Raw genomic sequence first — 24,207 nt, 5'->3', positions numbered from 1 at the left:
TGATGCGTAACCGCTCGGCCAGCGCGTGCCGGCGCGGGGTGCCGGCGAAATCCTCGCTGCTCGAGTGCTCGTCGATCTGATTGAGCAACGCGTTCTGGGCCGCAGGCAACCGGCGGGTGAGCGTTTCCAATCGGGCCAGCACGCTCAGGCGTTCGTCGTTGGACAGGCTCTCGGTGTCGGTGTCCAGCAGGACCGCGGCCGCGGACTCGAGCGCGCCCAACGCCGATTCCACCGCCTCGTCCCGCACCGTTCCCGAAAGCATGTTCGAAGTATATCCGGACATACCGACAAAAACCGGCACGCGGGAAATCGGGTTCGGTCAGCTTTCCAGCCAGATGCGCTTTCTGAAAGAGCCACGGTCCGAGCGCTTCTCGGCCGCAGCGGCAGCGACGTCGGATATCGAGAGCCCGGCGGTAGCGGCGTCGCGACCACGTGCTGCCCTGGTCCCGGGTTGGCATCGACGGCCTGGCGAACCTGGTATTGGCCTGCGGTCCATGCAATTCGAGTAAGTCGCACCTGCTCCCGGCGGTCGAGTTGACCGCGCGCGCACTCGACCGCGACCGCAGCATTCTGGAAGAGATTGCGACAGCGATTCATTGGCCAACGCAATATGACCGGGTCACCTCGGCGGCCCGCGGGCTGTACCTCAGTACGCCACCGCAATCGCCAACGTGGCTGGGCCGCAAGCAATACGCCAGGCTGGATCTGTCATTCGCGCCGCCCTGGTTGTCCTACGACCCGGCCAACTAGCCGGCGGTGCCGCATTTTTGCCGAGTCTTGACGTTACGTTCGCTGGCCTGCTGCTAGTTTGCAGCGTGACATGGGAGAGAACCGGATGACTGCTGCTGATCGCCCGCCGCGTCGCGGGCTGGTACTTGGCTGCGGCGGCACGCTGGGCGCGGCGTGGACCGTGGCGGCGTTGCTCGCCGTGCGGGACGCCCTTAACTGGGATCCGCGAACAGCTGACGTTATCGTCGGCACCTCTGCCGGCGCGGAACTGGCCACGATGCTCGGCAGCGGAATCTCGGTAGACGAGTTGCTCGCGATGCAGCGTGGCACCACGACGAATCCGATCCTGCGCGACCACATTGCCGCTGCGCCCGGACGATTTCCGCCGCTACCCCAACTGCGGTTGGGGTCGCCGCGGCTCGCGATCAAAGGCCTGGGTACCCGGTTCGCCTCCGGTCTACTTCCCGTCGGCAATGGCGATCCGGCGTGGATGCAACGGTTAGCGGGCCGGCTCACATCCGGCAACCAGTGGGTTTCCCACCCGAAGACCTGGTTGGTGGCAATGGATTACGACTCGGGCGAGCGGGTGGCGTTTGGTAAGCCCGGCGCGCCGGTCACCACGATCGGTGCCGCTTTGCGCGCGTCGTGGGCCATTCCAGGGTGGTTCCCGCCGGTGACGATCGAGGGTAGGCGCTACATCGACGGCGGCGCCTACTCGACGGCGTCGGCGGACCTGGTCGTCGACGAAGGACTCGACGAACTCGTGGTCCTCGCTCCGATGGCATCCACCGGCAAGATTCCCGGCCAGGGCGTACACCTGCTGGAACGCTTGGTCTTTCGCAACCAGATGAGCGCCGGTCTCGATGCGGAAATCGAGAAGGTGCTCGCCGCGGGAACCAAGGTGCTGCGGATCGACGCGTCGGCCGCCGACCTCGACGTGATGGGTCCCAACTTCATGGACGGGGGGCGCCGCATCCGCACGCTCGACCACAGCCTGGAAAGCACCAAAGAGGCCGTCGGTCTCGCCCTCGCCGGCGGTGCACTCGGTTAACCTTCGGTGATGGCGGAAACCTCCAAACCCGCCTTGGACGACATCGACCGGCTGTTGCTGCGCGAGCTGGTCGCTGACGGCCGGGCAACCTTGTCGACGCTTGCCGACAAGGCGAATCTCTCGGTATCGGCGGTCCAGTCGCGCGTGCGCCGGCTCGAGTCCCGGGGAGTGATCCGCGGCTACAGCGCGCAGGTCGACCCCGAGGCGCTCGGTCAATTGATGTCCGCGTTCGTGGCGATCACCCCGCTGAACCCGGCGCAGCCCGACGACGCCCCCGCACGGCTACAGCACCTCCCCGAGATCGAAGCATGCCACTCGGTGGCGGGTGAGGACAGCTACATTTTGCTGGTCCGTGTCTCCTCGCCGAGGCATCTCGAACAGCTCCTGCACGAGATCCGTTCGCTGGCCAACGTGAATACCCGAAGCACCATCATCTTGCAGACTTTCTACGCTCGATAACAGCAATGTCAGGAACTATTGCGGTGAGATAACGGCTGCACCGGAGATATGTCAGTAGACTTGAGGTATGACCGCAGTGATGGGACCGAGGCTGCAGGCGTCCCGGGTGCACGATGTGCTGCGTTCGCACCTGCTGCTCGACGGCTTCGATTTGGTGCTCGATTTGAACCGCTCGCGCGGTTGCCGGTTGGTGGACGAACGCGACGGCTCGGTGTATCTGGACATGTTCAGCTTCTTTGCCTCGTCGGCGCTGGGCATGAATCATCCCGCACTCGCGGAGGAGCCGGAGTTTCTGCGCGAGTTGGCCGAGGCGGCCGTCAATAAGCCGGCCAACTCCGACATCTACACCGTCGAACTGGCGCGGTTCGTGCAGACCTTCGTGCGGGTGCTCGGCGACCCGCGGCTACCGCACCTGTTCTTCATCGACGGCGGCGGTCTGGCGGTGGAGAACGCCCTCAAGACGGCGTTCGATTGGAAGAGTCGCCACAACGAGGAACATGGCCGCGACCCGGCGCTCGGCACTAAGGTCTTGCACCTGACCGAGGCGTTTCACGGCCGTACCGGCTACACGATGTCGCTGACCAACACCGACCCAGTGAAGGTCGCGCGCTTTCCCAAGTTCGACTGGCCGCGCATCTGTTCGCCGTATGTGGCCGACGGCCGCGATGTAGTCGCGCTCGAACGTCGCGCGCTACACCAAGCTGAACGAGCCTTTGCCGAAAATCCCTATGACATCGCATGTTTCATTGCCGAACCAATCCAGGGCGAAGGCGGCGACCACCACTTGCGGCCGGAATTCCTGCGCGCGGTGCAGCGCATCTGCTCCGAACACGATGCGCTCTTCATTCTCGACGAAGTCCAGACCGGGTGTGGCCTCACCGGTACGGCCTGGGCATATCAGCAACTCGGGCTGCGACCCGACATTGTCGCGTTCGGAAAGAAGACGCAAGTATGCGGCATCATGGCGGGCGGTCGCGTCGATGAGGTGCCGCGCAACGTTTTTCATGTGGCGTCGCGCCTGAACTCGACCTGGGGTGGCAACCTCACGGACATGGTGCGGGCTCGGCGGATTCTCGAGGTGATCGAGCACGAGCAGCTGATAACTCATGCGGCGAGCATGGGATCGCATTTGCTCGATGGACTGGTCGGTCTTGCGGAGCGCAACCCGGCCGTGTCCGAGCCGCGCGGCCGCGGACTCATGTGCGCAATTACGCTGCCAAGCAAATCATTTCGGGACGAGGTGCTGCGTCGGATGTACCACGACCAGCATGTGGTCATCATCGGCACCGGCGAGCGCGGCGTCCGGTTCCGGCCGCCGTTGACGGTCACGGAGGCCGAGCTCGATGAGGCAGTCGACGCGCTCGAGCGTGCCATCACCGCGCAACTCGCCCAGCACGGCTAACCCAACACGGACGCGGCGAACCTGCGCACCGCCGACATGGCCGTCGCCAAGGCCTCATCGTGACCGCTGCGAGCCCAGCCTGTCACTTCGGCTGTGCCAGTATCGAGTCCGACCTCGGCGAGCATCTCGCCGGTGGTCGGCTCACACACTGCCCACGAATAGTGCGTCTCCTCGGCCCACTGTCGGGCCCGCTGGGCGATGTAGTCCGGATCCGCAATGCCGCCGTCGGCGAGGGCCGGTCGATCGTCGACCCGATCATCGGAACGCAGCGCACGCAAATAGTATGTGCCGGCGTTGATTTCGATTGGCTCCATCAGAGACGCTTGCTGCCGTACAACAGCGCACCGGCGGCTGGAATGGCGAGAAACCACAACCAGCTATTGGTGATGAAGAAGAGAATAACGGCCGCAATCGGGATCACGGCCATAACGCGTTCGGGCCAGTCGTCGAGCATCGCGCCCACCGCGGTCTTGCTCTTCGCCGGCTGGGGGGTCGAATCGTCTTGCTGGGCGGGCAGATCCGCGAAGATACTGTCGAGCTCACCACGGGTTATCGCCTTGGCGATCTGACTGCTGCGCTCGTCGAACTCGGCAATGCTGAGCCGGCCGGCGCTGAAGTGCTCGCTGAGCACCGCGAGCGCCTTCTCCCGGTCGGCGGTTCCGATGCGAACTTCGGGTGGTTCGGCCATGGGAACAATCTAGCTACCGCCGCCGATGGTGAAATCCACCGAGTCGGCGAGCCGGTACGGCTGAGTCTCGACCACCGCGCCGAGCACCCGTCGCAGCCGGGAGACCTCGGCGCGGACCGTCACGAGGTGGTCGGCGTCGCCGTACATTGCCTGGCTCAGTTGGGCCGCGGTGAGCCCGGTAGGCGAAGCATGCAGCAGCCGCAGGATCTGGCAGTGCCGAGCGGTCAGTCCGCTGCGCCACGACCCTTCCGCGCCCCGCACCTCGACCGAGCCGGTGGGATCGAGGACGACGCGCAACCGGGTGTCCGCGCCCGCCGGACGAACCAGCCAGCCATCACCGAGTTGTTCCGGAACGCACAGACCGAGCCCCGGGACCGTCAGCGCACGCTGACCGCGCGGCGCGGCGATCCGGTCGCGCACTGCGACGCCCGAGGTGTGCGCCACCCACCCGTGCTCGTCGACCAGAAGCAGCGGCCCGTCGACCGTGGACAGCAGGGGAGCGGCGGCCGTTCGCAGCCGTTCCAGCCGCTGCTCGTGGTGGCGCCACAGCTGAGCTTCGGCGAGTCGGACCGCCGTCTCCACCAGCGCGGTGATGGTGGGGTGCAGCGTCAGCGCCGGCCCGCTGACGTCGACGACACCGAGCAGGTCGCCCGTGCGGGGATCGTGGATCGGGGCGGCCGTGCAGTACCACGGATGCTGGGTCTGTTCGAAGTGCTCGGCCGAAAACAGTTGTACTGGTGCGGCTTCCGCGATGGCGGTGCCGATCGCGTTGGTGCCGACGCGGGCCTCGGTCCAGACTGCGCCCTCGCTGAACCCGAGGGTGTCCGCGCGGTGGCGCACCTTGGCCGAGCCGGCGCGCCACAGGATGATGCCGTCGGCGTCGGTGACCACGAGCAACAGTTGCGAGACGTCGGCGATGGGCGAAACGACCTGCTCGAGATCGGTGATGATCGCGGCCAGCGGCGAGGCCCGGCGGCGGGCTTCGACGTCCTGTACGGGCAGGAAGTTGCGGTTGTTGGTGCCGCCGGGATCCAATCCGGCCTCGAGGACGCGGGACCAAGAGCGCGCCACGATGGCGCGTGGTTGGGCCGCGGTGCGGCTGCCATTGATCACCGCGTCGTGCAGACGGCGCAGATCGCGCGCATAGGCGGACAGGTCGGTGCCTGGCCGGATCGCGCTGAACATGAACCGAGCATATGCAATCCGATGCAACCCTGTCGGGTGCGTTGGGTGCGGGTGTGTGCTCTGTGTCACAGCACAAGGAGAGGTGAGGAAGCGATGACGGCAACTTTGGAGCACCCAGCTCGGGTCGAGTCCCCGCAACAGCGCGTGGACGCCTGGCTCGCGGAGTTCGAGGCGGCCCTGGCCGCGCGGGACGTGCAGGCCGCGGCAGCAATGTTCGCCACCGACAGCTACTGGCGCGATCTGGTGGCGTTTACCTGGAACCTTAAGACTGTAGAAGGCAGAGCGGGTGTGGCAAATATGCTCACGCAGCGGTTGGATGACATCGACGCGTCCGGCTTCCACACCACCGAGGAACCCACCGAGGCCGATGGTGTGACCAGTGCCTGGATCGCGTTCGAGACCGCGGTGGGACGCGGCGTTGGGCACCTGCGGCTCAAGGAGGAGGGCGCCTGGACGCTGCTCACGACGCTGCAGGAGCTGAAGGGCCACGAGGAAGGCAAGGGGGCGCGGCGGCCCAAGGGCGTTCGGCACGGGGCAGACAAGGCGCGCGTGACGTGGTCCGAGGAGCGGGCCAACGAGGAGGCCGAGCTCGGGTACACCCGTCAGCCCTATGTGGTGATCGTCGGCGGCGGTCAGGGCGGGATCGCGCTGGGCGCCCGGATGCGCCAGCTGGGCGTGCCGGCGATCGTGCTGGACCGCCACGACCGACCCGGCGACCAGTGGCGCAAGCGGTACAAGTCGCTGTGCCTGCACGACCCGGTCTGGTACGACCACCTGCCCTACCTGCCGTTCCCGGACAACTGGCCGGTGTTCGCGCCGAAGGACAAGATCGGCGACTGGCTGGAGATGTACACGCGGGTCATGGAGGTGCCGTACTGGAGCAAGACCACCTGCACGTCGGCGTCCTACGACGAGTCCGTCAAGGAATGGACCGTGGTTGTCGACCGCGATGGCGAAGAGGTGGTGCTCAAGCCGAAGCAACTGGTGCTCGCCACCGGCATGTCGGGCAAGCCGAACATCCCGTCGTTCCCCGGTATGGACCGCTTCGCCGGCGACCAGCACCACTCCAGCCAGCACCCCGGCCCCGACCAGTACGCGGGCAAGAAGGCCGTGGTGATCGGCGCGAACAACTCCGCGCATGACATCTGCGCCGCGCTGTGGGAGCACGACGTCGATGTGACGATGGTGCAGCGGTCCTCGACGCACATCGTGAAGTCGGATTCGTTGATGGAGATCGGGCTGGGCGATCTGTATTCCGAGCGCGCCGTCGCGTCCGGGATGACCACGCACAAGGCCGACCTGACCTTTGCGTCGCTGCCGTACCGGATCATGCACGAGTTCCAGATCCCGGTGTACCAGGCCATCGCCGAGCGCGACAAAGACTTTTACGAGCGGCTAGAAAAGGTTGGCTTCCAACATGATTGGGGTGACGACGGGTCAGGTCTGTTCATGAAGTACCTGCGCCGCGCGTCCGGGTACTACATCGACGTCGGTGCCTCGGAACTGGTGGCCAGCGGGGAGATCAAGCTCGCGCACGGCAACGTCCGTGAGCTGACCGAGCACAGCGTGATCCTGGAGGATGGCACCGAACTCGAGGCCGATCTCGTGGTGTACGCGACCGGCTACGGCTCGATGAACGGCTGGGTCGCGGACCTGATCGGCCAGGACGTCGCTGACAAGGTGGGCAAGTGCTGGGGACTCGGTTCCAACACGACAAAGGACCCGGGGCCGTGGGAGGGCGAGCAACGCAACATGTGGAAGCCCACGCAGCAGGAGGGGCTGTGGTTCCACGGCGGCAATCTGCACCAGTCGCGGCACTACTCGCTGTACCTGGCCCTGCAACTCAAGGCTCGGTACGAGGGGATTCCGACGCCGGTGTACGGGCTGCAGGAAGTGCACCACCTGTCCTGACGGCGCACCGGGTGGGTCACCGTGTGGTGAGCGCCTCCAGATCGATGGTCACGGTGTTCCCGGCACAGTCGAGAGCGGCTGTGCCGGTGAACTCGCCGGCGGACCGGTAGCCATCGGCGGTGAGGGAGAAGGCGGCAAGCGATGCGGGCCGGTCCAGATCGACGATCCAATACCGCGCAATGCCGGCGTCTGCGTACTCGGAGAACTTGGTGACCCGATCGGCACGCACGCTACCTTCGGAAAGCACTTCCACCACAAGGTGCACGTCCACGGCGCGCACCCGTGCCGGATTCATGTCCGCGACGTCGGTGGCCAGCACCAGCACATCCGGTATGCGCACTGTCAAAGGGCGCTCCTGCAACAGCAGTTCCACCTCACCCAATGCGTTAAGAGTCTGGGGCAGTTGCGAATTGAGCGATCGAACGAGATTGTGCACCGCGCGCTGATGAAACGCGATCGGTCTTGGCGACACTCGGAGCTCCCCCTCGGCCACCTCCACCAAGAACCGCTCATACTCCGGCAGTTGCTCCCACTCGTCGAGGGTCAGCAAATGGTCGGGCCACGCCGGCATTGACACGATTCCTCCCCTCGGCGGTCGATCTGTTGATTCAACCACCGTCGCATCGGGCACCGACAAAAACACCCAACCGCCCGCCGCGAGACACTCGCGACGGGCGGTTGGGTGGATCAGCAGTTACTTCAGCTCGGCGAGCACGGTGCCCTGAGTGATCGCGGCACCCGGCTCCACCGCGAGCCCGGTCACGATGCCGGCCTTGTGCGCGTTGACGGGGTTCTCCATCTTCATGGCCTCGAGCACGGCGATCAGGTCGCCGGCGGCCACTTCCTGGCCCTCCTCAACGGCTACCTTCACCACGGTGCCCTGCATCGGCGCCGTCACGGCATCGCCCGATGCGGCACCGCCACCAGCGCCACCGCGCTTGCGCGGCTTGGGCTTCTTGCGCACGGCGCCGTTGGATCCGACGGCCGCGGTGCCCACGGTGAACTGGCCCGGAAGCGACACCTCGACCCGACGGCCGCCGACCTCGACGACCACCTTCTGGCGTGGGGTCGCCTCGCCGTCTTCGATAGCCTCGGCGCCGGTGTACGGCTCGATGTTGTTTTCCCACTCGGTTTCGATCCAGCGGGTGTAAACGTCGAACTTCGTCCCGTCACCGATAAACGCCGGGTGCTCGACGATCATGCGGTCGAACGGGAGGACCGTGGCCAGACCTTCGACCTCGTACTCGGCCAGGGCGCGGCGGGCCCGCTCCAGCGCCTGCTGGCGGTTCTCACCGGTGACGATGAGCTTGGCCAGCATCGAGTCGAACTGTCCGCCGATGACGCTGCCCTGCACAACGCCGGAGTCGACGCGCACGCCTGGACCGGTCGGCTCCTTGTACACGGTGATCGGGCCAGGCGCGGGGAGGAAGTTGCGGCCCGCATCCTCACCGTTGATGCGGAACTCGATCGAGTGCCCGCGCGGCGTCGGGTCCTCCTTGATGGACAGCTCCTCGCCGTTGGCGATGCGGAATTGCTGGCGAACGAGGTCGATCCCGGAGGTCTCCTCGGTGACGGGGTGCTCGACCTGCAGGCGGGTGTTCACCTCGAGGAACGAGACGGTGTCGCCCTGGACGAGATACTCCACCGTGCCGGCGCCGTAGTAGTGGGCCTCGCGGCAGATCGCCTTGGCGGACTCGTGAATCTTGCGGCGCTGCTCGTCGGTGAGGAACGGCGCGGGCGCCTCCTCGACCAGCTTCTGGAAGCGGCGCTGCAGCGAACAGTCGCGGGTGCCGGCGACCACGACGTTGCCATGCATGTCCGCGATCACCTGCGCCTCGACGTGGCGCGCCTTGTCCAGATACTGCTCAACGAAGCATTCGCCGCGGCCGAACGCTGCGGTGGCCTCGCGCACGGCCGACTCGTACAGTTCCGGGATCTCTTCGATGCTGTGCGCGACCTTCATGCCGCGGCCACCACCGCCGAACGCGGCCTTGATCGCCACCGGCACGCCGTACTTCTTGGCGAACTCGACCACCTCGTCGGCGTTTTTGACCGGATCCTTGGTGCCGGCGGCCATCGGCGCGTTGGCGCGCTCGGCGATGTGCCGTGCGGTCACCTTGTCGCCGAGGTCGCGAATCGACTGCGGCGACGGACCGATCCAGATCAAGCCCGCGTCGAGCACCGCTTGGGCGAAGTCGGCGTTCTCCGACAGGAATCCGTAACCGGGGTGGATGGCGTCAGCGCCGGACTTGCGGGCGGCGTCCAGGATCTTGTCGAACACGAGGTAAGACTCGGCCGACGTCTGACCGCCCAGGGCAAAGGCCTCGTCGGCAAGCTGTACGAACGGCGCATCTGCGTCCGGTTCCGCGTAAACAGCGACACTGCCTAAACCGGCGTCGCGCGCGGCCCGAATCACCCGGACGGCGATTTCGCCGCGGTTTGCTACCAGGACCTTGGTGATCTGCGCGCTGGCGTGATTGGGCAACCGAGCCTCCTGTGGTTCGCGCTGGGTCGTACTACCCGTGCACTCGTTTCTTTCGGAGTGTATGCAGGCGGTTGAGCCGGCTAAAAACCGGATGGGGCTACCCGCCAGTAGATTTCCCTACCGCAAATGTCGCTTGATACGGGTCAGCATTGCGGACATGCCGCGAAGACGCAGCGGACTCACCGCATCCGCCAGGCCCAACGCCGTGTAGAAGTCATCTGGAACGCCGAGGATCTCCTCGGCGCTGAGCCCGTCGAGACCTTGCGCCAGTATCGATGCGAAGCCGCGCGTGGTCGGTGCCTCCGGAGGCGCGCTGAAGTGCAGCTTCACGGCGGTCCGATCGTTCGCATCGACCGACAGGAACAGCGGCGACTGGCATTCGGGGACCGGCTCCATGGCCGCGGTTTCGAGCTCCGCCGGCAACGGCGGCAGTTCCCGGCTGAACTCCAGGAGCAACTGCAGCTTGTCCTGCCCGTCGACGGCAGCGAAATCGTCGACGATCGACTGCAGTGCCTCCGGAAGTGCGCTCACACCGAACCTGGCTCTTCACCCTTGGCGATCGGCACCCGGACGGCGTTGCCCCACTCGGTCCAGGAGCCGTCGTAGTTGCGGACGTTGCTGAAGCCAAGCAGGTAGGTCAGCACGAACCAGGTGTGGCTGGACCGCTCGCCGATCCGGCAGTAGGCGATTACCTTGCCGTCGGGATCGAAGTCGCGGTAGATCTCCTCGAGTTCGGTCCGCGAGCGGAAGCGTCCGTCGGAGGCGGCAGCGCGGGCCCACGGGATGCTGACCGCCGTCGGGATATGTCCGCCGCGCAGTGCCCCTTCTTCCGGGTAGTCGGGCATGTGCGTGCGCTCGCCGGTGTACTCCTGTGGTGAGCGGACGTCCACCAGCGGTGTCTGGCCCAGTTCCGCCAGTACATCGTCCTTGAAAGCGCGAATCTTGCTGTCGTCGCGGGCGACGACGGGGTAGTCGGTCGGCGCCGGATTGGGCACGTCGAAGCTGGTTTCGCGGTCCTCGCTGAACCAGGCGTCGCGGCCGCCGTCGAGCAACCGCACGTCGTCGTGACCGAACAGGGTGAACACCCACAGCGCGTAGGCGGCCCACCAGTTGCTCTTGTCGCCGTAGATCACCACTGTGTCGTCGCGGCGAATCCCCTTGCGGCGCATCAGATCAGCGAACTGCTCGCCGTTGATGTAGTCGCGGGTGACCGGGTCGTTGAGATCGACGTGCCAGTCGATTTTCACCGCGCCCGGGATGTGGCCGACGTCGTAGAGCAGGACATCTTCGTCCGACTCGACAATCTTGACCCCGGGATCGCCGAGGTGCGCCGACAGCCACTCGGTGGTGACGAGGCGTCGGGGGTTGGAAAAGCTGGCGAAACCCGGATTCGGATCGGGCGCGACTGGCAAGAGGAGCTCCCTCCACTGGTGAGGCGTGCAGCACTCGATGATAGGCGGGCTGACGGTGCCGCGCCGACGCGCATCGGGAGTTGCCGAGATCACCCGCAGTGATTCACGCAGTAATAGTTAACGCGCAAACTATTCATGTATGCTCAATTCCCGAGGAGGTTGGCAATGACCGCAACAGCACCGGCCGTCGCGGATCCGCTCGCGCTGGAACGGCAGGTCTGCTTCGCGCTCGCCGTCGCGAACAGGTCGGTCCTTTCCGTCTACCGGCCGATTTTGGAACCGTTGGGACTGACGCATCCGCAGTATCTGGTGATGCTCGCGCTCTGGGAGCAGGCGCCGATGTCGGTCAAGGCGATCGGGGAGGCGATTCAATTGGATTCCCCCACGTTGTCGCCGCTGCTCAAACGGCTCGAATCGTCGGGCTACATCACCCGCCGGCGCAGTCCCTCGGACGAGCGCAATCTCGTCATCGAATTGACGCCCGCCGGAGCGGCGCTGCGGGAACGCGCCCTCGATATACCCCCGACCGTTGTCGAGCGACTCGGCGTCAGTTGGGCCGACGTCGAAGAACTGCACGCCGTGCTCATCCGGATCAACGAAGCGGCGCGCGCAGCACAGGGAAGGAACGCACAATGACCAATCCAATTACGGCCGGGCGTGCTAAACCCACGCTGCTGCAGTCCGTTCCGTACTGGTACGGCAAGCGATTGCCGAATTCGATGCGGGCGTGGGTGCGCCGCGACCTCACCGGCCCGGGTGCCGCCTGGCGAATGATCGTGCGGTGGAGCATTCCCTGCATTCTGTTGCTGGCGCCGATGTGGCTGCTGCCGACGACGCTGTATGTGCACACAAAAATGACTGTGCCGATTCTTATTCCCTTCGTGTATTTCTCGATCGCGCTGAACAAGGTCTGGCGCCGACATCAGTTGGCGCTGCACGGTTTTGACCCGAATCTGGTGGACGAGCGCAACCATGCCCGCCAGGCGGATGAGCGCCGCGCCTACGAACAGCGTTATCGCGCGGTGCCCGCCACGACAAACGGCGAATAAACTCCCGTATTGGGCAATAGTGTCGTAATGGTTTTCTGGTATTAGCCTGGACGACGCCGGTAACCGGGCAACGCTAAACGGCAACACAATGCAAGGGGTGCAGGATGTCGGACTCTTGGCCGCGGCGACGATTGCTCGCCATCCTGCGCCGGGCGAGTGAACCGCTCGACGCGCATCAACTGGCCCGCGAGACCGGTCAACACGTCACCACGGTGCGCTTCCATCTCGACGTGCTGACCAAAGAATCGCTCGTGCAGCAGATTCAGCAGCCCCCGCGCGGTCGCGGCCGACCGCGCATCGGATACAGCGCGGTGCAGCGCTCGGCGGGCTACCAGGAGCTTGCCCAGGCGCTGTCCGATCAACTCGGCGCCGACCCCAAGCGGCGCCTCGAGGCGGCAGTCACGGCCGGGCGCGCATGGGCGGCCAAGGTCGACGACGGTGACGCCACCATCTCCACCCTCGAAGACGCCAAGGACATCGCCACCCGCCGCCTCGCCGACCTCGGTTTTGCGCCCGACCGTGCCGCGCAGGACCAGGACACACCCGGTACAGCGACCATCCGCATCACCGCGTGCCCGCTCAAGGATCTCGCGCGCACACACTCGGAAGTGGTCTGCGGTGTCCACCTGGGCCTGATGCGCGAAGTGCTCGACCGCAGCAGCAGCCCGGGAGCGGTCAATGCCACACTGCTGCCCTTTATCGAGCCGGGAGTGTGCATCGCCCGGCTCAGCCTTGCCGCAGCGTCAACCAAGCCGGAAGAGGCATTGTCGCCGGCTGTCGCGCGCGTGCGCGCGCAACTGGCGCACACCTGATCGGTCAGCCCGCGCGCCACAGCTGGTGGACGCCGAGCCCAACATCGTCGAGCAGACGGCGCAGCAGCGGCAGACCGATACCTATCACGCTCGAAGGGTCGCCCTCGATGCGGTCCACGAACCACCCGCCGAGGCCGTCGAGGGTGAATGCGCCCGCCACCTGCAGCGGCTCACCCGTAGCCAAATAGGCGTCGAGGTCGGCGTCTCGCGGCTCGGCGAAATGCACGGTCGTGGTGCTGCAACCGGTCGCGGTGGCCGCGATCCGGCCATCGTCGACGCGGATCACGCAATGACCGGTGAGCAGGTCCCCGCTGCGGCCGGCCATGGCTTGCCAGCGCGCCCGGGCCACGTCGGTGCTGCCCGGCTTGCCGTGCAGAACGCCGTCGATCAGCAGCATCGAATCGCATCCCACTATCACGCAGTCCAGACCGGCGGCACCGAGGAAGTCGTCCTGCTCGCCGCCGTCCCCGTTGAGCAGACACACCCGCTCGGTATCCGCGGTCAGCTCCGAGGCCACCGTGCGGGCCTTGGCGCGGGCCAACTCGATCACCACGGTTTCCGGGGCCGAGTCGGTTGGCAGCGCGGCGGCTACGGCGTCCTCATCGACGTGCGAAACGCGCACGAGCGGCGTGATTCCCGCAGACTGCAGCACCGCGCGCCGCGCCGGCGAGGCCGACGCGAGAACAAGCCGGGTCATGTAAGCGGTCAGTCCCGCAGGCTGGACAGATATCCGTAGACGTACGGCGTGAACGGCGTGATCCCCCGATGCAGCAAACTCGGCTCACCCCAGTTATCGCGCGGTTTTTCCACGACGGTGTCCGCTGCCGCCCCGGAGGCGGCCGCGAAAACCACGGCCAGCACGGCGACGTCCTCGTCAGTGGGGTTGCCCCGAAGCACCGTGATCACCGGGTCGTTGTCGGCTGCACTCACTGGCGCCTCCGCATCGGAGGAGGACAGGAGGTCGAGTTCGATGTCAGCCGCACACAACACATCTTCCTCCGCCGTGGCTGTCACCGGTCACACATCCTTCCGTCAAGTGTCGTGTATTCGCCCATTGTTTACAGCGGGATGTTGCCGTGCTTCTTCGGCGGGATCGACACCATCTTGCGCTCGAGCAGCTTGAGCGCCGATACGATCTGCCCGCGAGTGTGCGACGGCGGGATCACCGCGTCCACATAGCCACGCTCGGCGGCGATGTAGGGGTTGACCAGCGTGTCCTCGTACTCGTTCTGCAGCTCCAGCCGCAGCGCGTCCAGATCCGCGCCCTCAGCGGCCGCCTCCTGCAGGCGCTTGCGGTACACGAAGCCCACCGCGCCGGAGGCGCCCATCACCGCGATCTGCGCCGTCGGCCAGGCCAGGTTGACGTCGGCGCCGAGGTGCTTGGACCCCATGACGTCGTACGCGCCGCCGTAGGCCTTGCGGGTGATCACGGTGATCTTGCCGACTGTGGCCTCACCGTAGGCGTAGAGCAGTTTGGCGCCGCGACGGATGATGCCGTTGTATTCCTGGCCGGTGCCGGGCAGGAAGCCGGGGACGTCCACGAGCGTGATGATCGGGATGTTGAACGCGTCGCAGGTGCGCACGAACCGGGCGGCCTTCTCCGAGGCGTCGATGTCGAGGCAGCCGGCGAACTGGGTGGGCTGGTTGGCCACGATGCCCACGCTGCGCCCGTCGATGCGTCCGAAGCCCACGATGATGTTCATCGCACGCTCGGCCTGCACCTCGAGGAATTCGTCGTCGTCCAGGATGCGCCGAATCACTTCGTGCATGTCGTACGGCTGGTTCGGCGAATCGGGGATCAAGGTGTCGAGTTCGAGGTCCTCCTCGGTGAGCGAGTCCTCGATCGCGCCCAGGATCGGGTCCGACGGTGGAAACCGCGGCGCTTCGGCGCGGTTGTTGCTGGGGAGGTAGCTGAGCAGATCGCGCACATAGTCGAGCGCGTCCTGCTCACCGGAGGCCACGTAGTGCGCCACACCGGACTTGACCATGTGGGTGTGCGCGCCGCCGAGGTCCTCCATGGTGACGTCCTCGCCGGTCACCGTCTTGATCACGTCGGGGCCGGTGACGAACATCTGGCTGGTCTGGTCGACCATGATCGTGAAGTCGGTGAGCGCGGGGGAGTAGACGTGTCCGCCCGCCGCGGCGCCCATGATCAGCGAGATCTGCGGGATCACGCCGGAGGCCTGGATGTTTCGGTAGAAGATCTCGCCGTAGAGGCCGAGCGAGACCACGCCTTCCTGGATGCGTGCGCCGGCACCTTCGTTGATGCCGATGAGCGGGCGGCCGGTCTTGATGGCCAGCTCCATCACCTTCACGATCTTCTCGCCGTACACCTCACCGAGGCTGCCGCCGAAGACGGTGACGTCCTGGCTGAAGATGCAGACGTCGCGGCCGTCGATGGTGCCGAAGCCGGTGACCACGCCATCACCGAGCGGACGATTCTCGCCCAGCCCGAAGTTCACGCTGCGGTGGCGCGCCAGCGCGTCCATCTCCACGAACGAACCCTCGTCCAGCAGCGCCAGAATGCGCTCGCGCGCAGTCAGCTTGCCCTTCGCATGCACCTTGTCGACAGCGGCCTCGCCCATCGGCTGGGCGGCCTCGGCTAGGCGATTGCGCAGGTCTTCGAGTTTTCCTGCGGTGGTGTGAATATCGGGAGCGGCTGTGGCCGGCTGCTGGACACTCGTCATGACATCACACAGTAACGGCCGCGATCGGGCCCACCGTTCGCGAGGGTGGCTACTCGCGGGTAGGAAAGCGCTGGTGATCAGCTACTTCACGCACGGCACGCTGGCGCCGCTGAGGACCGAGAGGTCGGTGGGTGCCGGTGCGTGCGTGCCGGTCCCGGTTGCGGCGACAGCAGGTGGTGGCGTTACCGAGGTCGTGGTCGAATCCGAATCCGATTCCGAGGAGGTCGACGATGCGGCGGTGCTGGTCGCGGTCGTCTTGCTCAGCTGCGACGGCATCGAGAAGCTGGTGCCGATGGTCAGCCGCACCGTGTGCGAATCGAGGCCCGAGTTGGCCTCGACCGGCAGTCCGCCGGCGATCTTGGCGATCTCCTTGGCCGCGTCGGCGGCGCCCGGGCCGTACTCGACCACCGACTTCGTCTCGAGCTGACCGGTGGACGCGCTCCCGCGGATCAGGCCGAGATCCGAGAACGCCGACTCGAGTTCGGCCGCGAAACCGTCCTGGCCCGAGGAGTTCACCACGTTCAACACGGTCGCGGCCGCGCCGGGAATCGGTGGCAGGCCGGTGGTTGTGGTGGGCTCAGCCGTGGTGGTCGTCGATTCGGCGGGGGCGTTGGGGTCGGCGAGAAGTTTCTTCACGATCGCGTGGATGGTCGGCAGGTCGACGATATTGACGTCGGAGCCGTCGTCGGTCTGACCGAAGTGGTCGATGGGCAGCGTGTAGAACTTGATGTTGCCGCCGGTCAGATTGGACGCGGTCTTGGTCAGCGTCGACAGATCCGGATCCTCGTCGACCGCAATGTTCTCCTTGGCGACGTCCAGAATCGACTGCAGCTTGCTCACATTGGTCAATGTGCCGGTCTGTTGCAGCTTGTGCGAGAGCGCAACTAGGAACGCCTGTTGGCGCCGGTCCCGGTCGAGGTCGGTGAAGTTCAGGTCGGTATTTGGGTCGCGACGTTGGCGAACGAAGGCCACCGCTTGCTGGGCATTGATTTCCTGGACGCCCTTGTGGAATTTGGCGCCCGAATACGAGTCGGACGTGTCCTCGTTGAGGCACACCTCGATCGGGGCGACGACCTGGGCGATCTGGAAGAACGCGACCAGCGTCACCTCGAGGAAGTGGTCGATGGGCACGCCGCCGAGGAATTGGCGCACCGTGGCGATCTCGGCCTTGCGGCCGGCCTCCCGCGACTGCTGCTCGAGTTCCTGCGGATCGGTGATGCCCTTGTTCTGCAACGACTCCCGCTTGGCCTCGAACGCGCGGCCGTAGGCCTCCTTGATCTTGCCCTTGCAGTCGCTGCCGGTGCAGCCCGCGAACTCGACGTAGTCGTCGCGCGGGATGGAGATCGCCGTGGCCCGGGAACCGTCGCCCGGGATGTGCAGCAGCATCAGCACGTTCGCGTTGTAGCCGCCGACGCTCTCGTCGCCGGCGTGCAGCGCGTCGTAAATGTCCTGCGGCAGCGGTTGGCCCTTCTCGTCGAGCCGGCTGTCGAGACCCATGATCAACAGGTTCTGGGTGTCCCCCGTCGACGTCGGCTGGCCCGCCAAAGCCTTCGATTGGGTCAGCCCGGCCGCCACGCCGTGGTAGAGGTGCCATGCCAGTCCGGTGCCGATCACCACGACCATTGCGGTCATCAGCGTCAGCGCGCGCATGGAATTGCGGATCACCGAGCGGCGACGCCGGATGCGGCGGGCTCGCCGCGTTTCCAACCGCGACCGCCGGGTCGGCTGCGCATGGCGACCGTTGGGCCGCTGATTGTCGAAGGGTGGTGTGCCGGTCACTGCCTCACCGCCCTTTCACTCCCCGGGCCAACCGATCCCGGACCCACGAACCCCCGACCAAAGGGCCACTGCCGCCGCAAGCGTACGGCGAGAGGCGGCGAGTGAACCAAATTGCGAGCCATGCGCCTACGGAATCCGTTGCCGTAGTGCCAAGGATGTCGCGAACGCTGCGGTGATCAAAAGGGTGCCCAAAATTACCCACGGTCGGCTGGCGTCGCCGCGAACGGTCTGGAACCCGATCTGCTCCTGCAGCGACGAATAGGCCTTGTGCAGGTCGTCGAGGCTGGAGGCGGTGAAGAAACTGCCGCCAGACAGTTGCGCAATTTCCTTCAGCGACGGGTCGTCCACCGGGACGGGAACGCGCTCCGACCCGCCGTCGGGGTTCGGAATGTCGACAGTGCCCCAGCTCGTGCCGAACGAAATGGTGGAAACCGGCACTCCCTTGGCCTTGGCCGCCCGGGCCGCCGTGAACCCGCCGCGCGGGTCGTCGAGACTTTCTGGAACGGTCTGCTTGCCGTCGGATTCCATCACGATGCGTGCCGGTGGCGGCTCCTCCGCGCCGCCGATGACCCCGGCGAGCGTGTCGATGGCCTGCAGTGCGGTGAAGATGCCCTCGCCGGTCGCGGTCCGTTCGGACAGCTGCAGATGGTCTATCGCGGCCTTGGTTTCGGCGCGGTTGGTGGTCGGCGAAACCAGCACAGATGCCGTCCCGGCGAACGCCACCAGGCCCAAGTTGATCCCCGGTGTCAGGCTGTCGACGAACTGCTTGGCCGCCTCCTGCGCGGCGGCGATCCGCGACGGCTTGACGTCGGTGGCCTTCATGGACAGCGACACGTCGATGACCAGCATCACGGTCGCGCGGTTACGCGGGATGCGCTTGTCCGCGGTGGGACCGGCCAGTCCGATCGCGAGCAGGATCACACCGAGCAGCGCCAGCACGGTCGGAATGTGCCGGGCCCGGCTCGGCCGGGTGGGCGCCACCTTCTCCAACAACTCCATGTTGGTGAAGCGCAACACGTGGCGATGTCGGCGGCGTTGGACCAGCACATACGCGATCCCGAGCGCGACCGCGACCGCGATGAACGCCAGCCACCAGGGCGAGGTGAAACCCGACATACTCACGTTGGACGACCCGATTCCTTTACATGCAAAACAGCACTCCCAGCCTGATTGTGGGCGTCAACCCTTAAGCGCACCTGAGACGCGCCGCAACCATGTCGACTTGTCCATCCTGGCCGTAGGGTTGTCCTCTATGTTCAGCGATCTGAATCGGCCGCCGCTGCGCGCCGCCGACCTGCGGCGCGGATTGGATTTTTACACCCAACTCGACGTCGTGTCGCGCACCGGCTCCACCAATGCCGATTTGCTTGGGCGCGCGGCCGATCCGGCGGCAGATCGCAGTGTCCTGATTGCCGAGTTTCAGGAGCGGGGCAGGGGCCGCCACAGCCGCAGCTGGGAAGCCCCCGCGCAGTCGCAGATCGCGATGTCGATTCTGTTGCACATGGTCGGCATCGGACCGGAAGAACTCGGCTGGCTGCCGCTGCTCACCGGCGTCGCGGTGGTCGACGCGGTCCGCGAGGTCGCGAAGGTGGACGCGGAGCTGAAGTGGCCCAACGACATCATCGTGGGGGACAAGAAGCTGGCCGGCATCCTCGCCGAAGTGGGCAAACCGGGCCCGGATCCGGTTGTGGTGGTCGGCCTCGGGCTGAATGTGAGCCTGCGCGAAGAAGAGTTGCCGGTGCCGCACGCCACCTCGCTGCTACTGCTCGACGCCGAAGTCACCGATCGGGCCACGCTCGTGCGCGCCATCCTGCGCTCCTTCGCCAGCCGGATCTCGCGCTGGCAGGACGCCGGCTGGGCGGTAGACGAACTCGCGGCCGACTATCGGCAGCGGTGCGCGAGCCTCGGCTCCTCGGTGCGCGCCGACCTGCCCGGCGGCGAATTTCTGGTGGGAACAGCGGTCGACATCGACGAGCAAGGCCGGCTGCTCATCGACGTCGCGGGGGGAAACGTTCCCGTTTCGGCCGGCGACGTCACCCATCTGCGCACGGTTTCCTGACAACTGGCCGAGAGGAGAACGAATGGGTTACCCAGAGGACGCGCTCGCCGGCGACGAGGAATTGCTGCTGCACCGGCACCCGCACTGGAAAATGCTCTTCTGGCCAGCGGTGACGTTCATCCTCGCCACCGCCATTGCCGGATTTCTCCTGGGCCTCGCACAGGCCAAGCTCGACGGCACTGCGCTCAACGTGGTCCTCATCGTGATCGGTGTGGCCTGGCTGGCGATCGTGCTGTGGCGCTGTCTGCCGCCCCTGATTCGCTGGCGCAGTACGCATTTCATCGTGACCGACCGGCGCGTGCTGATTCGCCACGGGGTGCTCACCCACACCGGCATCGACATCCCCATGGGCCGGATTTCCAATGTGCAGTTTCGGCACGGCCTGTTCGACCGGATGCTCGGCACCGGAACGTTGATCATCGGGTCGTCGTCGGAGGATCCGCTCGAATTCGACGACATTCCGCGGGTGGAAAGGGTCCACGCGCTGCTGTACCACCAGGTGTTCGACGCTATGGATCTGCACCGGGGTCGAGGCGACGATCCTCGTGGCGGCGGGGAAGTTACCGGCGACTACCGCTGAAGGTACGTACGCTAATTACGTGATCGAATTCTCGGGACCCGCCTCATGACTGCAGTACTCCTGGCCGAGGACGACGAGGCCATCGCCGCACCACTGTCCCGCGCGCTCGGGCGCGAGGGCTACGCCGTGACCATCGAGCAGACCGGCCCGGCCGCGCTACGGCAGGCGCTCGAGGGCAACCATGACCTACTGATCCTGGATCTCGGGCTGCCCGGCATGGATGGTCTCGAGGTGTGCCGTCAGGTCCGGGCCCACAAGTCCGATCTCGCCGTACTGATGCTCACCGCGCGCACCGATGAGGTCGACTTCGTCGTGGGCCTCGACGCCGGCGCCGACGACTACGTGGGCAAGCCGTTTCGCCTCGCCGAGTTGATGGCGCGTGTACGAGCATTGCTGCGGCGCAGCGGCGGGGTGGAGGATTCCGCCGTCGAGGTCGGCGGTATCCGGCTCGAGCCGGCGGCGCGGCGGGTGTTGATCAATGGTCGTGAGATCGGCTTGGCCAATAAGGAATACGAACTGCTGAAGGTGCTGATCGACCGGGCGGGCCAGGTGGTCTCCCGGGAGACCATCCTGCGTGAGGTCTGGGGCGACGCCGAACTGCGTGGGTCTAAGACGCTGGACATGCACATGTCCTGGCTGCGCCGCAAGATCGGGGACGAAGGCCCCGTCGCGGAGCGTCGCATCGCGACTGTGCGGGGGGTTGGGTTCCGGTTCAACACCGACTGACCGGCCCCGCCACCATGCGTCGCCGAATACTGCTGTCGATTCTCGCGGTGGTACTACTCACCACGCTCGTGCTCGGCTTGCCGCTGATGTACACGGCGTGGTTGTGGGTCGAGGACATCACGCGCTCCGACCTGCAGACCCGGCTGAGTCGGATGGCCTCGGAGGTCGTCAACCAAGAGGGTGATGACGGGATCGTCGAAGGCCAGCTCGACACCAACTCGGTCCGACTGCTCATCCCCAGCGGCGGGCGGCTCACCATCGTTTATCCGACGCCACTCGACAGCGCCACGCGGGTGGTGCTCGGCGCCAAAGACGTCGACAACCCGATCGTCGAATCGCTGTCGATGGGCGTCTCCGGCTCGCTTCGTATCGAAGTACCGGCTGACGAAATGCGTTCGTTGCAGCGCCAGGCGGTCGGTGCCGTCGCGCTGGTCGTGCTCGCATCGATGGCGGCCGGAACGGCCGTCGCCGTGGTGACCGCCCGGCGACTTGCAGACCCGCTGCGCGACGTCGCCGCCCGTGCGGCCCGACTAGCCCAGGGCGACTTCCGGCCAGACCCACGCCGGCACGGCATCGCCGAACTCGACCGCGTCTCCGACGTGCTGGATTCCGCGACGGTGGAGATCGCCGGGCGCCTGCAGCGCGAACGTGCCCTCGTCGGCGACGTGTCGCATCAGCTGCGCAGCCGCCTGACCGCGATCCGGCTGCGGCTCGACGAGCTGTCCGCCCATCCCGATCCAGATGTGGTCGACGAGGCCGAGGAGGCGATGGCGCAGGTCGACCGCCTCACTATGGCGATCGACGAACTGGTGCGGGCTGCCCGCACCGACGGGGCAATGCCCACCGAACCGGTCTCCATCGTGGCCGAACTCACGCCCGTTATCCAGGAATGGGAGCGTCCGTTCGCCGACGCCGGCCGGGCCGTGCGCGTCAACGGCGATCACAACCTGCGGGCCTCGGTGACCGGGTCGCGGCTCCGCGAGGCTGTCGCAGTCCTGGTCGACAACGCGCTGCAGCACGGCGCGGGCACGTGCACGGTGTCCGTCCGGCTTACCCGTGCGGGCGGAGTCGGTGAGAACCGCGAACCCACCATTTGCATCGAGGTCGCCGACGAGGGTGAGGGGGTGAGCGACGAGTTGGCTCCGCACATCTTCGACCGCGGATTCTCCGGCGCCGGCTCCACCGGCGTCGGTCTGGCGCTGGCCCGCGCGCTGGTGGAGGCCGACGGCGGGCGGCTGGAGTTGCAGCGGCGCAAGCCCGCACTGTTCGCGGTGTTTCTGGCGACGGCACGCCAGTCCGGAGCGGCCGGCGCCGCGCCGGAACCGCGCTGAGGCCTTACGAGTGGCCGAGCTCTTCTTCGATGATGGCCTCCAGCGAATCGATCTCGCGGTTCATTTCCTCCGGGAACACCCAGCGGCGGAACGCCCAGAACCGGAAGGCCATCTGCAGCAGATTGCCGATGATGAAGGCGCTGATGAAGTCCGCGATGTTCTCGACGGTCAGACTCACGTCCGGGACTCGCAGGTTGAACACATAGCTCGAGATCCACAGCGGAATAAAGCTGAGCACGACACCGACGCCGCTGAAGGCAAAGAACAGCAGAGCCTCATGGTGCTTCTCGCGACCACCGCGATCCTTGAACGACCACTCCCGGTTGAGCACATACGAAGCGATGACCGCGACAATTCCGGAAATGATCTTGGCGGTCACCGGCTTGGACTCGAGGACCGACAGCTTCAACACGTAAAAGATCACGGAGTCGATGACGAATGTGGTCCCGCCAACTATCGCGAATTTGATCAGCTCATGATGTTTGAGAGCAATGTCCCGAAATGGCTGCGGAATGTGGCGAACCACGTCGTCTACTAGGGACACAACCGTGAAGTGTACGAAAGCCAACAATGTGCTGACCAGTTGGACATGACACCATAGATGTCTGTGACACATTCGGAGCCTAGGACTTCCATCGCGCGTGAGCCCGTCACGACCGACCGGTCACAGCCAGCGATGCCCATCGTGGCCATGGTCGGCGGCGGTCAGTTGGCGCGGATGACCCATCAAGCCGCGATTGCGCTGGGCCAGTGCCTGCGGGTGCTGGCCGCCGACCCCGGGGACCCCGCGGCGCAGGTCAGCGCCGACGTGGTTTTCGGCTCACACACCGACCTCGCCGCTTTGCGCAAGGCCGCCCAGGGTGCGGCCGCGTTGACGTTCGACCATGAGCACGTCCCCACCGAACATCTCGAGACGTTGGTCGCCGAGGGCGTCAACGTTGCGCCGCCGCCCGAGGCGCTGGTCTTCGCGCAGGACAAGTTGGCGATGCGCCGCAAGCTCGACGAGCTCGGCGATCCGATCCCCGCGTTCGCCGAAGTCACCTCGGTCACCGACGTGGAAAGGTTCGCTGCCGAGCACGGCTGGCCCGTAGTGCTCAAGTCGATCCGCGGCGGTTACGACGGCCGCGGCGTGTGGATGCCTGATGATTTCGACGCCGCCACGGCAATTGTGGAGGAACAACTGGCCGGCGGAGTCGAACTGCTGGTGGAAACCAAGGTGCCGCTGCGCCGGGAGCTGTCCGCCATGGTCGCGCGCTCGCCGTTCGGGCAGGGTGCGGCCTGGCCGGTGGTGGAAACCGTGCAGCGCAACGGCCAGTGCGCGGTTGTGATCGCGCCGGCACCCGAGCTGTCCGAAGAAAAGGCCGCAGAAGCACAGGAACTGGCACTGCGGCTGGCGGCGGACCTCGGTGTGGTGGGCGCGATGGCGTGCGAATTGTTCGAGACAGTCGACGGCGAATTGCTGATCAACGAGTTCGCCATGCGCCCGCACAACTCCGGGCACTGGAGCATGGACGGCGCCCGCACCGGGCAGTTCGAGCAGCATCTGCGGGCGGTCCTCGACTATCCGCTCGGCGAGACGACTCCGCTGGCGCTGGTGACGGTGATGGCCAACATCCTCGGTGCGCCAGCCGCGCCGAAGATGTCGATGGACGAGCGGCTACACCACCTCATGGCGCGGATGCCCGACGCCAAGGTGCACCTCTACGGCAAAGGCGAACGTCCGGCCCGCAAGATCGGCCACATCAATATTCTTGGCGACGACCCGGCGACGGTGCGGGAGCGAGCCGAGCGCGCGGCGCACTGGATGTCGCACGCCGAGTGGACGGATGGGTGGAATCCACATGAGTGACCCTGCTGTGTCA

The 24,207-nt window shown here is 66.1% G+C and carries 25 protein-coding genes and 2 pseudogenes; 13 read left to right on the top strand and 14 right to left on the bottom strand.

Annotation, left to right across the window (positions count from 1 at the left end; translation table 11 throughout):
- Positions 1–262 (bottom strand): annotated as a pseudogene (locus FOS14_RS15595) (hypothetical protein); the annotation flags it as partial.
- Between the two features lie 170 nt (positions 263–432).
- Between FOS14_RS15595 and FOS14_RS15590 the strand changes: the two are divergent.
- The 4 genes from FOS14_RS15590 (at position 433) to lat (ending at position 3,641) form a co-directional block, all read left to right on the top strand.
- On the top strand, positions 433–750 hold the full coding sequence (locus tag FOS14_RS15590; RefSeq protein ID WP_143771718.1) for an HNH endonuclease: 318 nt from the start codon (positions 433–435) through the stop codon (positions 748–750).
- A gap of 85 nt (positions 751–835) precedes the next feature.
- Positions 836–1,780, top strand: coding sequence for a patatin-like phospholipase family protein (locus FOS14_RS15585; protein ID WP_143771717.1), 945 nt, complete (start codon positions 836–838; stop codon positions 1,778–1,780).
- A 9-nt stretch (positions 1,781–1,789) separates the two neighbouring features.
- On the top strand, positions 1,790–2,239 hold the full coding sequence (locus tag FOS14_RS15580) for an Lrp/AsnC family transcriptional regulator (protein WP_143771716.1): 450 nt from the start codon (positions 1,790–1,792) through the stop codon (positions 2,237–2,239).
- Between the two features lie 67 nt (positions 2,240–2,306).
- Positions 2,307–3,641 (top strand): L-lysine 6-transaminase, encoded by a 1,335-nt coding sequence (lat, locus tag FOS14_RS15575; RefSeq protein WP_143771715.1) that lies wholly within the window; start codon positions 2,307–2,309, stop codon positions 3,639–3,641.
- Here the strand turns inward: lat and FOS14_RS15570 are convergent.
- Genes FOS14_RS15570 through FOS14_RS15560 form a run of 3 tightly spaced genes read right to left on the bottom strand, consistent with a single transcriptional unit; the run spans position 3,638 to position 5,514 of the window.
- Positions 3,638–3,955 (bottom strand): hypothetical protein, encoded by a 318-nt coding sequence (locus tag FOS14_RS15570; protein WP_143771714.1) that lies wholly within the window; start codon positions 3,953–3,955, stop codon positions 3,638–3,640. The two genes, lat and FOS14_RS15570, sit on opposite strands and share 4 nt — an antisense overlap.
- Positions 3,955–4,329, bottom strand: a complete 375-nt coding sequence (locus tag FOS14_RS15565; protein ID WP_143771713.1) for a DUF1707 domain-containing protein — start codon at positions 4,327–4,329, stop codon at positions 3,955–3,957. Before FOS14_RS15565 ends, FOS14_RS15570 begins: the two co-directional genes overlap by 1 nt.
- 9 nt (positions 4,330–4,338) lie before the next feature.
- Positions 4,339–5,514: a GAF domain-containing protein gene (locus FOS14_RS15560; protein WP_143771712.1), complete on the bottom strand. Its 1,176-nt coding sequence runs from the start codon at positions 5,512–5,514 to the stop codon at positions 4,339–4,341.
- A gap of 93 nt (positions 5,515–5,607) precedes the next feature.
- Here FOS14_RS15560 and FOS14_RS15555 point away from each other — a divergent pair, with 93 nt between their 5' ends.
- The gene (locus FOS14_RS15555; RefSeq protein WP_143771711.1) at positions 5,608–7,425 is read left to right on the top strand and encodes an NAD(P)/FAD-dependent oxidoreductase; all 1,818 of its coding nucleotides are present in this window, start codon (positions 5,608–5,610) and stop codon (positions 7,423–7,425) included.
- 16 nt (positions 7,426–7,441) lie between these two features.
- Here FOS14_RS15555 and FOS14_RS15550 read toward each other — a convergent pair whose 3' ends face one another.
- The 4 genes from FOS14_RS15550 to FOS14_RS15535 all read right to left on the bottom strand — a co-directional run bounded on the left by FOS14_RS15550 (position 7,442) and on the right by FOS14_RS15535 (position 11,322).
- A complete protein-coding gene (locus FOS14_RS15550) occupies positions 7,442–7,996 on the bottom strand; it encodes a Uma2 family endonuclease (RefSeq protein WP_255450358.1) in 555 nt (184 codons plus the stop codon).
- Between the two features lie 123 nt (positions 7,997–8,119).
- On the bottom strand, positions 8,120–9,910 hold the full coding sequence (locus tag FOS14_RS15545; protein WP_143771709.1) for an acetyl/propionyl/methylcrotonyl-CoA carboxylase subunit alpha: 1,791 nt from the start codon (positions 9,908–9,910) through the stop codon (positions 8,120–8,122).
- Between the two features lie 117 nt (positions 9,911–10,027).
- On the bottom strand, positions 10,028–10,441 hold the full coding sequence (locus FOS14_RS15540) for a SufE family protein (protein ID WP_143771708.1): 414 nt from the start codon (positions 10,439–10,441) through the stop codon (positions 10,028–10,030).
- Positions 10,438–11,322, bottom strand: a complete 885-nt coding sequence (locus FOS14_RS15535; protein WP_143771707.1) for a sulfurtransferase — start codon at positions 11,320–11,322, stop codon at positions 10,438–10,440. Before FOS14_RS15535 ends, FOS14_RS15540 begins: the two co-directional genes overlap by 4 nt.
- Before the next feature lie 165 nt (positions 11,323–11,487).
- Between FOS14_RS15535 and FOS14_RS15530 the strand changes: the two genes are divergently transcribed.
- The 3 genes from FOS14_RS15530 (at position 11,488) to FOS14_RS15520 (ending at position 13,183) form a co-directional block, all read left to right on the top strand.
- Positions 11,488–11,958: a MarR family winged helix-turn-helix transcriptional regulator gene (locus tag FOS14_RS15530; protein ID WP_143771706.1), complete on the top strand. Its 471-nt coding sequence runs from the start codon at positions 11,488–11,490 to the stop codon at positions 11,956–11,958.
- Positions 11,955–12,371 carry a DUF5313 domain-containing protein gene (locus FOS14_RS15525; RefSeq protein WP_143771705.1) on the top strand — a complete coding sequence of 139 codons (417 nt, stop codon included), beginning with the start codon at positions 11,955–11,957 and terminating at the stop codon, positions 12,369–12,371. Before FOS14_RS15530 ends, FOS14_RS15525 begins: the two co-directional genes overlap by 4 nt.
- A 104-nt stretch (positions 12,372–12,475) precedes the next feature.
- A complete protein-coding gene (locus tag FOS14_RS15520; protein WP_255450357.1) occupies positions 12,476–13,183 on the top strand; it encodes a metalloregulator ArsR/SmtB family transcription factor in 708 nt (235 codons plus the stop codon).
- Positions 13,184–13,187: 4 nt separating this feature from the next.
- Here FOS14_RS15520 and FOS14_RS15515 read toward each other — a convergent pair whose 3' ends face one another.
- The 5 genes from FOS14_RS15515 to FOS14_RS15495 all read right to left on the bottom strand — a co-directional run bounded on the left by FOS14_RS15515 (position 13,188) and on the right by FOS14_RS15495 (position 18,771).
- Positions 13,188–13,880 carry a nucleoside triphosphate pyrophosphatase gene (locus tag FOS14_RS15515; protein ID WP_143771739.1) on the bottom strand — a complete coding sequence of 231 codons (693 nt, stop codon included), beginning with the start codon at positions 13,878–13,880 and terminating at the stop codon, positions 13,188–13,190.
- A gap of 8 nt (positions 13,881–13,888) precedes the next feature.
- The gene (locus FOS14_RS15510) at positions 13,889–14,197 is read right to left on the bottom strand and encodes an acyl-CoA carboxylase epsilon subunit (protein ID WP_143771704.1); all 309 of its coding nucleotides are present in this window, start codon (positions 14,195–14,197) and stop codon (positions 13,889–13,891) included.
- 44 nt (positions 14,198–14,241) lie between these two features.
- Complete coding sequence (locus tag FOS14_RS15505; protein WP_143771703.1) at positions 14,242–15,870, bottom strand: acyl-CoA carboxylase subunit beta; 1,629 nt, start codon at positions 15,868–15,870, stop codon at positions 14,242–14,244.
- A gap of 81 nt (positions 15,871–15,951) precedes the next feature.
- Positions 15,952–17,649, bottom strand: coding sequence for an LCP family protein (locus tag FOS14_RS15500; RefSeq protein ID WP_370512238.1), 1,698 nt, complete (start codon positions 17,647–17,649; stop codon positions 15,952–15,954).
- Positions 17,650–17,775: 126 nt separating this feature from the next.
- Positions 17,776–18,771 (bottom strand): VWA domain-containing protein, encoded by a 996-nt coding sequence (locus FOS14_RS15495; RefSeq protein WP_143771702.1) that lies wholly within the window; start codon positions 18,769–18,771, stop codon positions 17,776–17,778.
- A gap of 130 nt (positions 18,772–18,901) precedes the next feature.
- Here FOS14_RS15495 and FOS14_RS15490 point away from each other — a divergent pair, with 130 nt between their 5' ends.
- From FOS14_RS15490 to FOS14_RS15475, 4 genes are read left to right on the top strand one after another with little or no spacing between them, the layout of a single operon-like run.
- Complete coding sequence (locus FOS14_RS15490; RefSeq protein WP_143771701.1) at positions 18,902–19,708, top strand: biotin--[acetyl-CoA-carboxylase] ligase; 807 nt, start codon at positions 18,902–18,904, stop codon at positions 19,706–19,708.
- Positions 19,709–19,730: 22 nt separating this feature from the next.
- The gene (locus tag FOS14_RS15485; RefSeq protein WP_143771700.1) at positions 19,731–20,288 is read left to right on the top strand and encodes a PH domain-containing protein; all 558 of its coding nucleotides are present in this window, start codon (positions 19,731–19,733) and stop codon (positions 20,286–20,288) included.
- Positions 20,289–20,333: 45 nt separating this feature from the next.
- On the top strand, positions 20,334–21,014 hold the full coding sequence (locus tag FOS14_RS15480; protein ID WP_143771699.1) for a response regulator transcription factor: 681 nt from the start codon (positions 20,334–20,336) through the stop codon (positions 21,012–21,014).
- A 14-nt stretch (positions 21,015–21,028) separates the two neighbouring features.
- On the top strand, positions 21,029–22,345 hold the full coding sequence (locus FOS14_RS15475; protein ID WP_143771698.1) for a HAMP domain-containing sensor histidine kinase: 1,317 nt from the start codon (positions 21,029–21,031) through the stop codon (positions 22,343–22,345).
- 19 nt (positions 22,346–22,364) lie between these two features.
- On the opposite strand, the pseudogene FOS14_RS15470 reads toward FOS14_RS15475, so the two are convergent.
- Positions 22,365–22,889: pseudogene (locus FOS14_RS15470) on the bottom strand (GtrA family protein); the annotation flags it as partial.
- A 90-nt stretch (positions 22,890–22,979) separates the two neighbouring features.
- On the opposite strand from FOS14_RS15470, the gene FOS14_RS15465 reads away from it, so the two are divergent.
- Entirely contained in the window at positions 22,980–24,194 is a 1,215-nt protein-coding gene (locus tag FOS14_RS15465; RefSeq protein WP_255450368.1) for a 5-(carboxyamino)imidazole ribonucleotide synthase, read from the top strand.
- Positions 24,195–24,207 lie beyond the last annotated feature (13 nt).

This window comes from Skermania sp. ID1734 (assembly GCF_007489285.1).
In the GTDB taxonomy this organism is placed as follows: Bacteria; Actinomycetota; Actinomycetes; order Mycobacteriales; family Mycobacteriaceae; genus ID1734.
This window is presented reverse-complemented; position numbering and strand designations above follow the sequence as displayed.

Coding starts and splice junctions, on each gene's coding strand:
- FOS14_RS15585 (WP_143771717.1), top strand. CDS start 836: ATGACTGCTGCTGATCGCCCGCCGCGTCGCGGGCTGGTACTTGGCTGC.
- FOS14_RS15580 (WP_143771716.1), top strand. CDS start 1,790: ATGGCGGAAACCTCCAAACCCGCCTTGGACGACATCGACCGGCTGTTG.
- lat (WP_143771715.1), top strand. CDS start 2,307: ATGACCGCAGTGATGGGACCGAGGCTGCAGGCGTCCCGGGTGCACGAT.
- FOS14_RS15570 (WP_143771714.1), bottom strand. CDS start 3,955: ATGGAGCCAATCGAAATCAACGCCGGCACATACTATTTGCGTGCGCTG.
- FOS14_RS15565 (WP_143771713.1), bottom strand. CDS start 4,329: ATGGCCGAACCACCCGAAGTTCGCATCGGAACCGCCGACCGGGAGAAG.
- FOS14_RS15560 (WP_143771712.1), bottom strand. CDS start 5,514: ATGTTCAGCGCGATCCGGCCAGGCACCGACCTGTCCGCCTATGCGCGC.
- FOS14_RS15555 (WP_143771711.1), top strand. CDS start 5,608: ATGACGGCAACTTTGGAGCACCCAGCTCGGGTCGAGTCCCCGCAACAG.
- FOS14_RS15550 (WP_255450358.1), bottom strand. CDS start 7,996: ATGCCGGCGTGGCCCGACCATTTGCTGACCCTCGACGAGTGGGAGCAA.
- FOS14_RS15530 (WP_143771706.1), top strand. CDS start 11,488: ATGACCGCAACAGCACCGGCCGTCGCGGATCCGCTCGCGCTGGAACGG.
- FOS14_RS15525 (WP_143771705.1), top strand. CDS start 11,955: ATGACCAATCCAATTACGGCCGGGCGTGCTAAACCCACGCTGCTGCAG.
- FOS14_RS15520 (WP_255450357.1), top strand. CDS start 12,476: ATGTCGGACTCTTGGCCGCGGCGACGATTGCTCGCCATCCTGCGCCGG.
- FOS14_RS15515 (WP_143771739.1), bottom strand. CDS start 13,880: ATGACCCGGCTTGTTCTCGCGTCGGCCTCGCCGGCGCGGCGCGCGGTG.
- FOS14_RS15505 (WP_143771703.1), bottom strand. CDS start 15,870: ATGACGAGTGTCCAGCAGCCGGCCACAGCCGCTCCCGATATTCACACC.
- FOS14_RS15490 (WP_143771701.1), top strand. CDS start 18,902: ATGTTCAGCGATCTGAATCGGCCGCCGCTGCGCGCCGCCGACCTGCGG.
- FOS14_RS15485 (WP_143771700.1), top strand. CDS start 19,731: ATGGGTTACCCAGAGGACGCGCTCGCCGGCGACGAGGAATTGCTGCTG.
- FOS14_RS15480 (WP_143771699.1), top strand. CDS start 20,334: ATGACTGCAGTACTCCTGGCCGAGGACGACGAGGCCATCGCCGCACCA.
- FOS14_RS15475 (WP_143771698.1), top strand. CDS start 21,029: ATGCGTCGCCGAATACTGCTGTCGATTCTCGCGGTGGTACTACTCACC.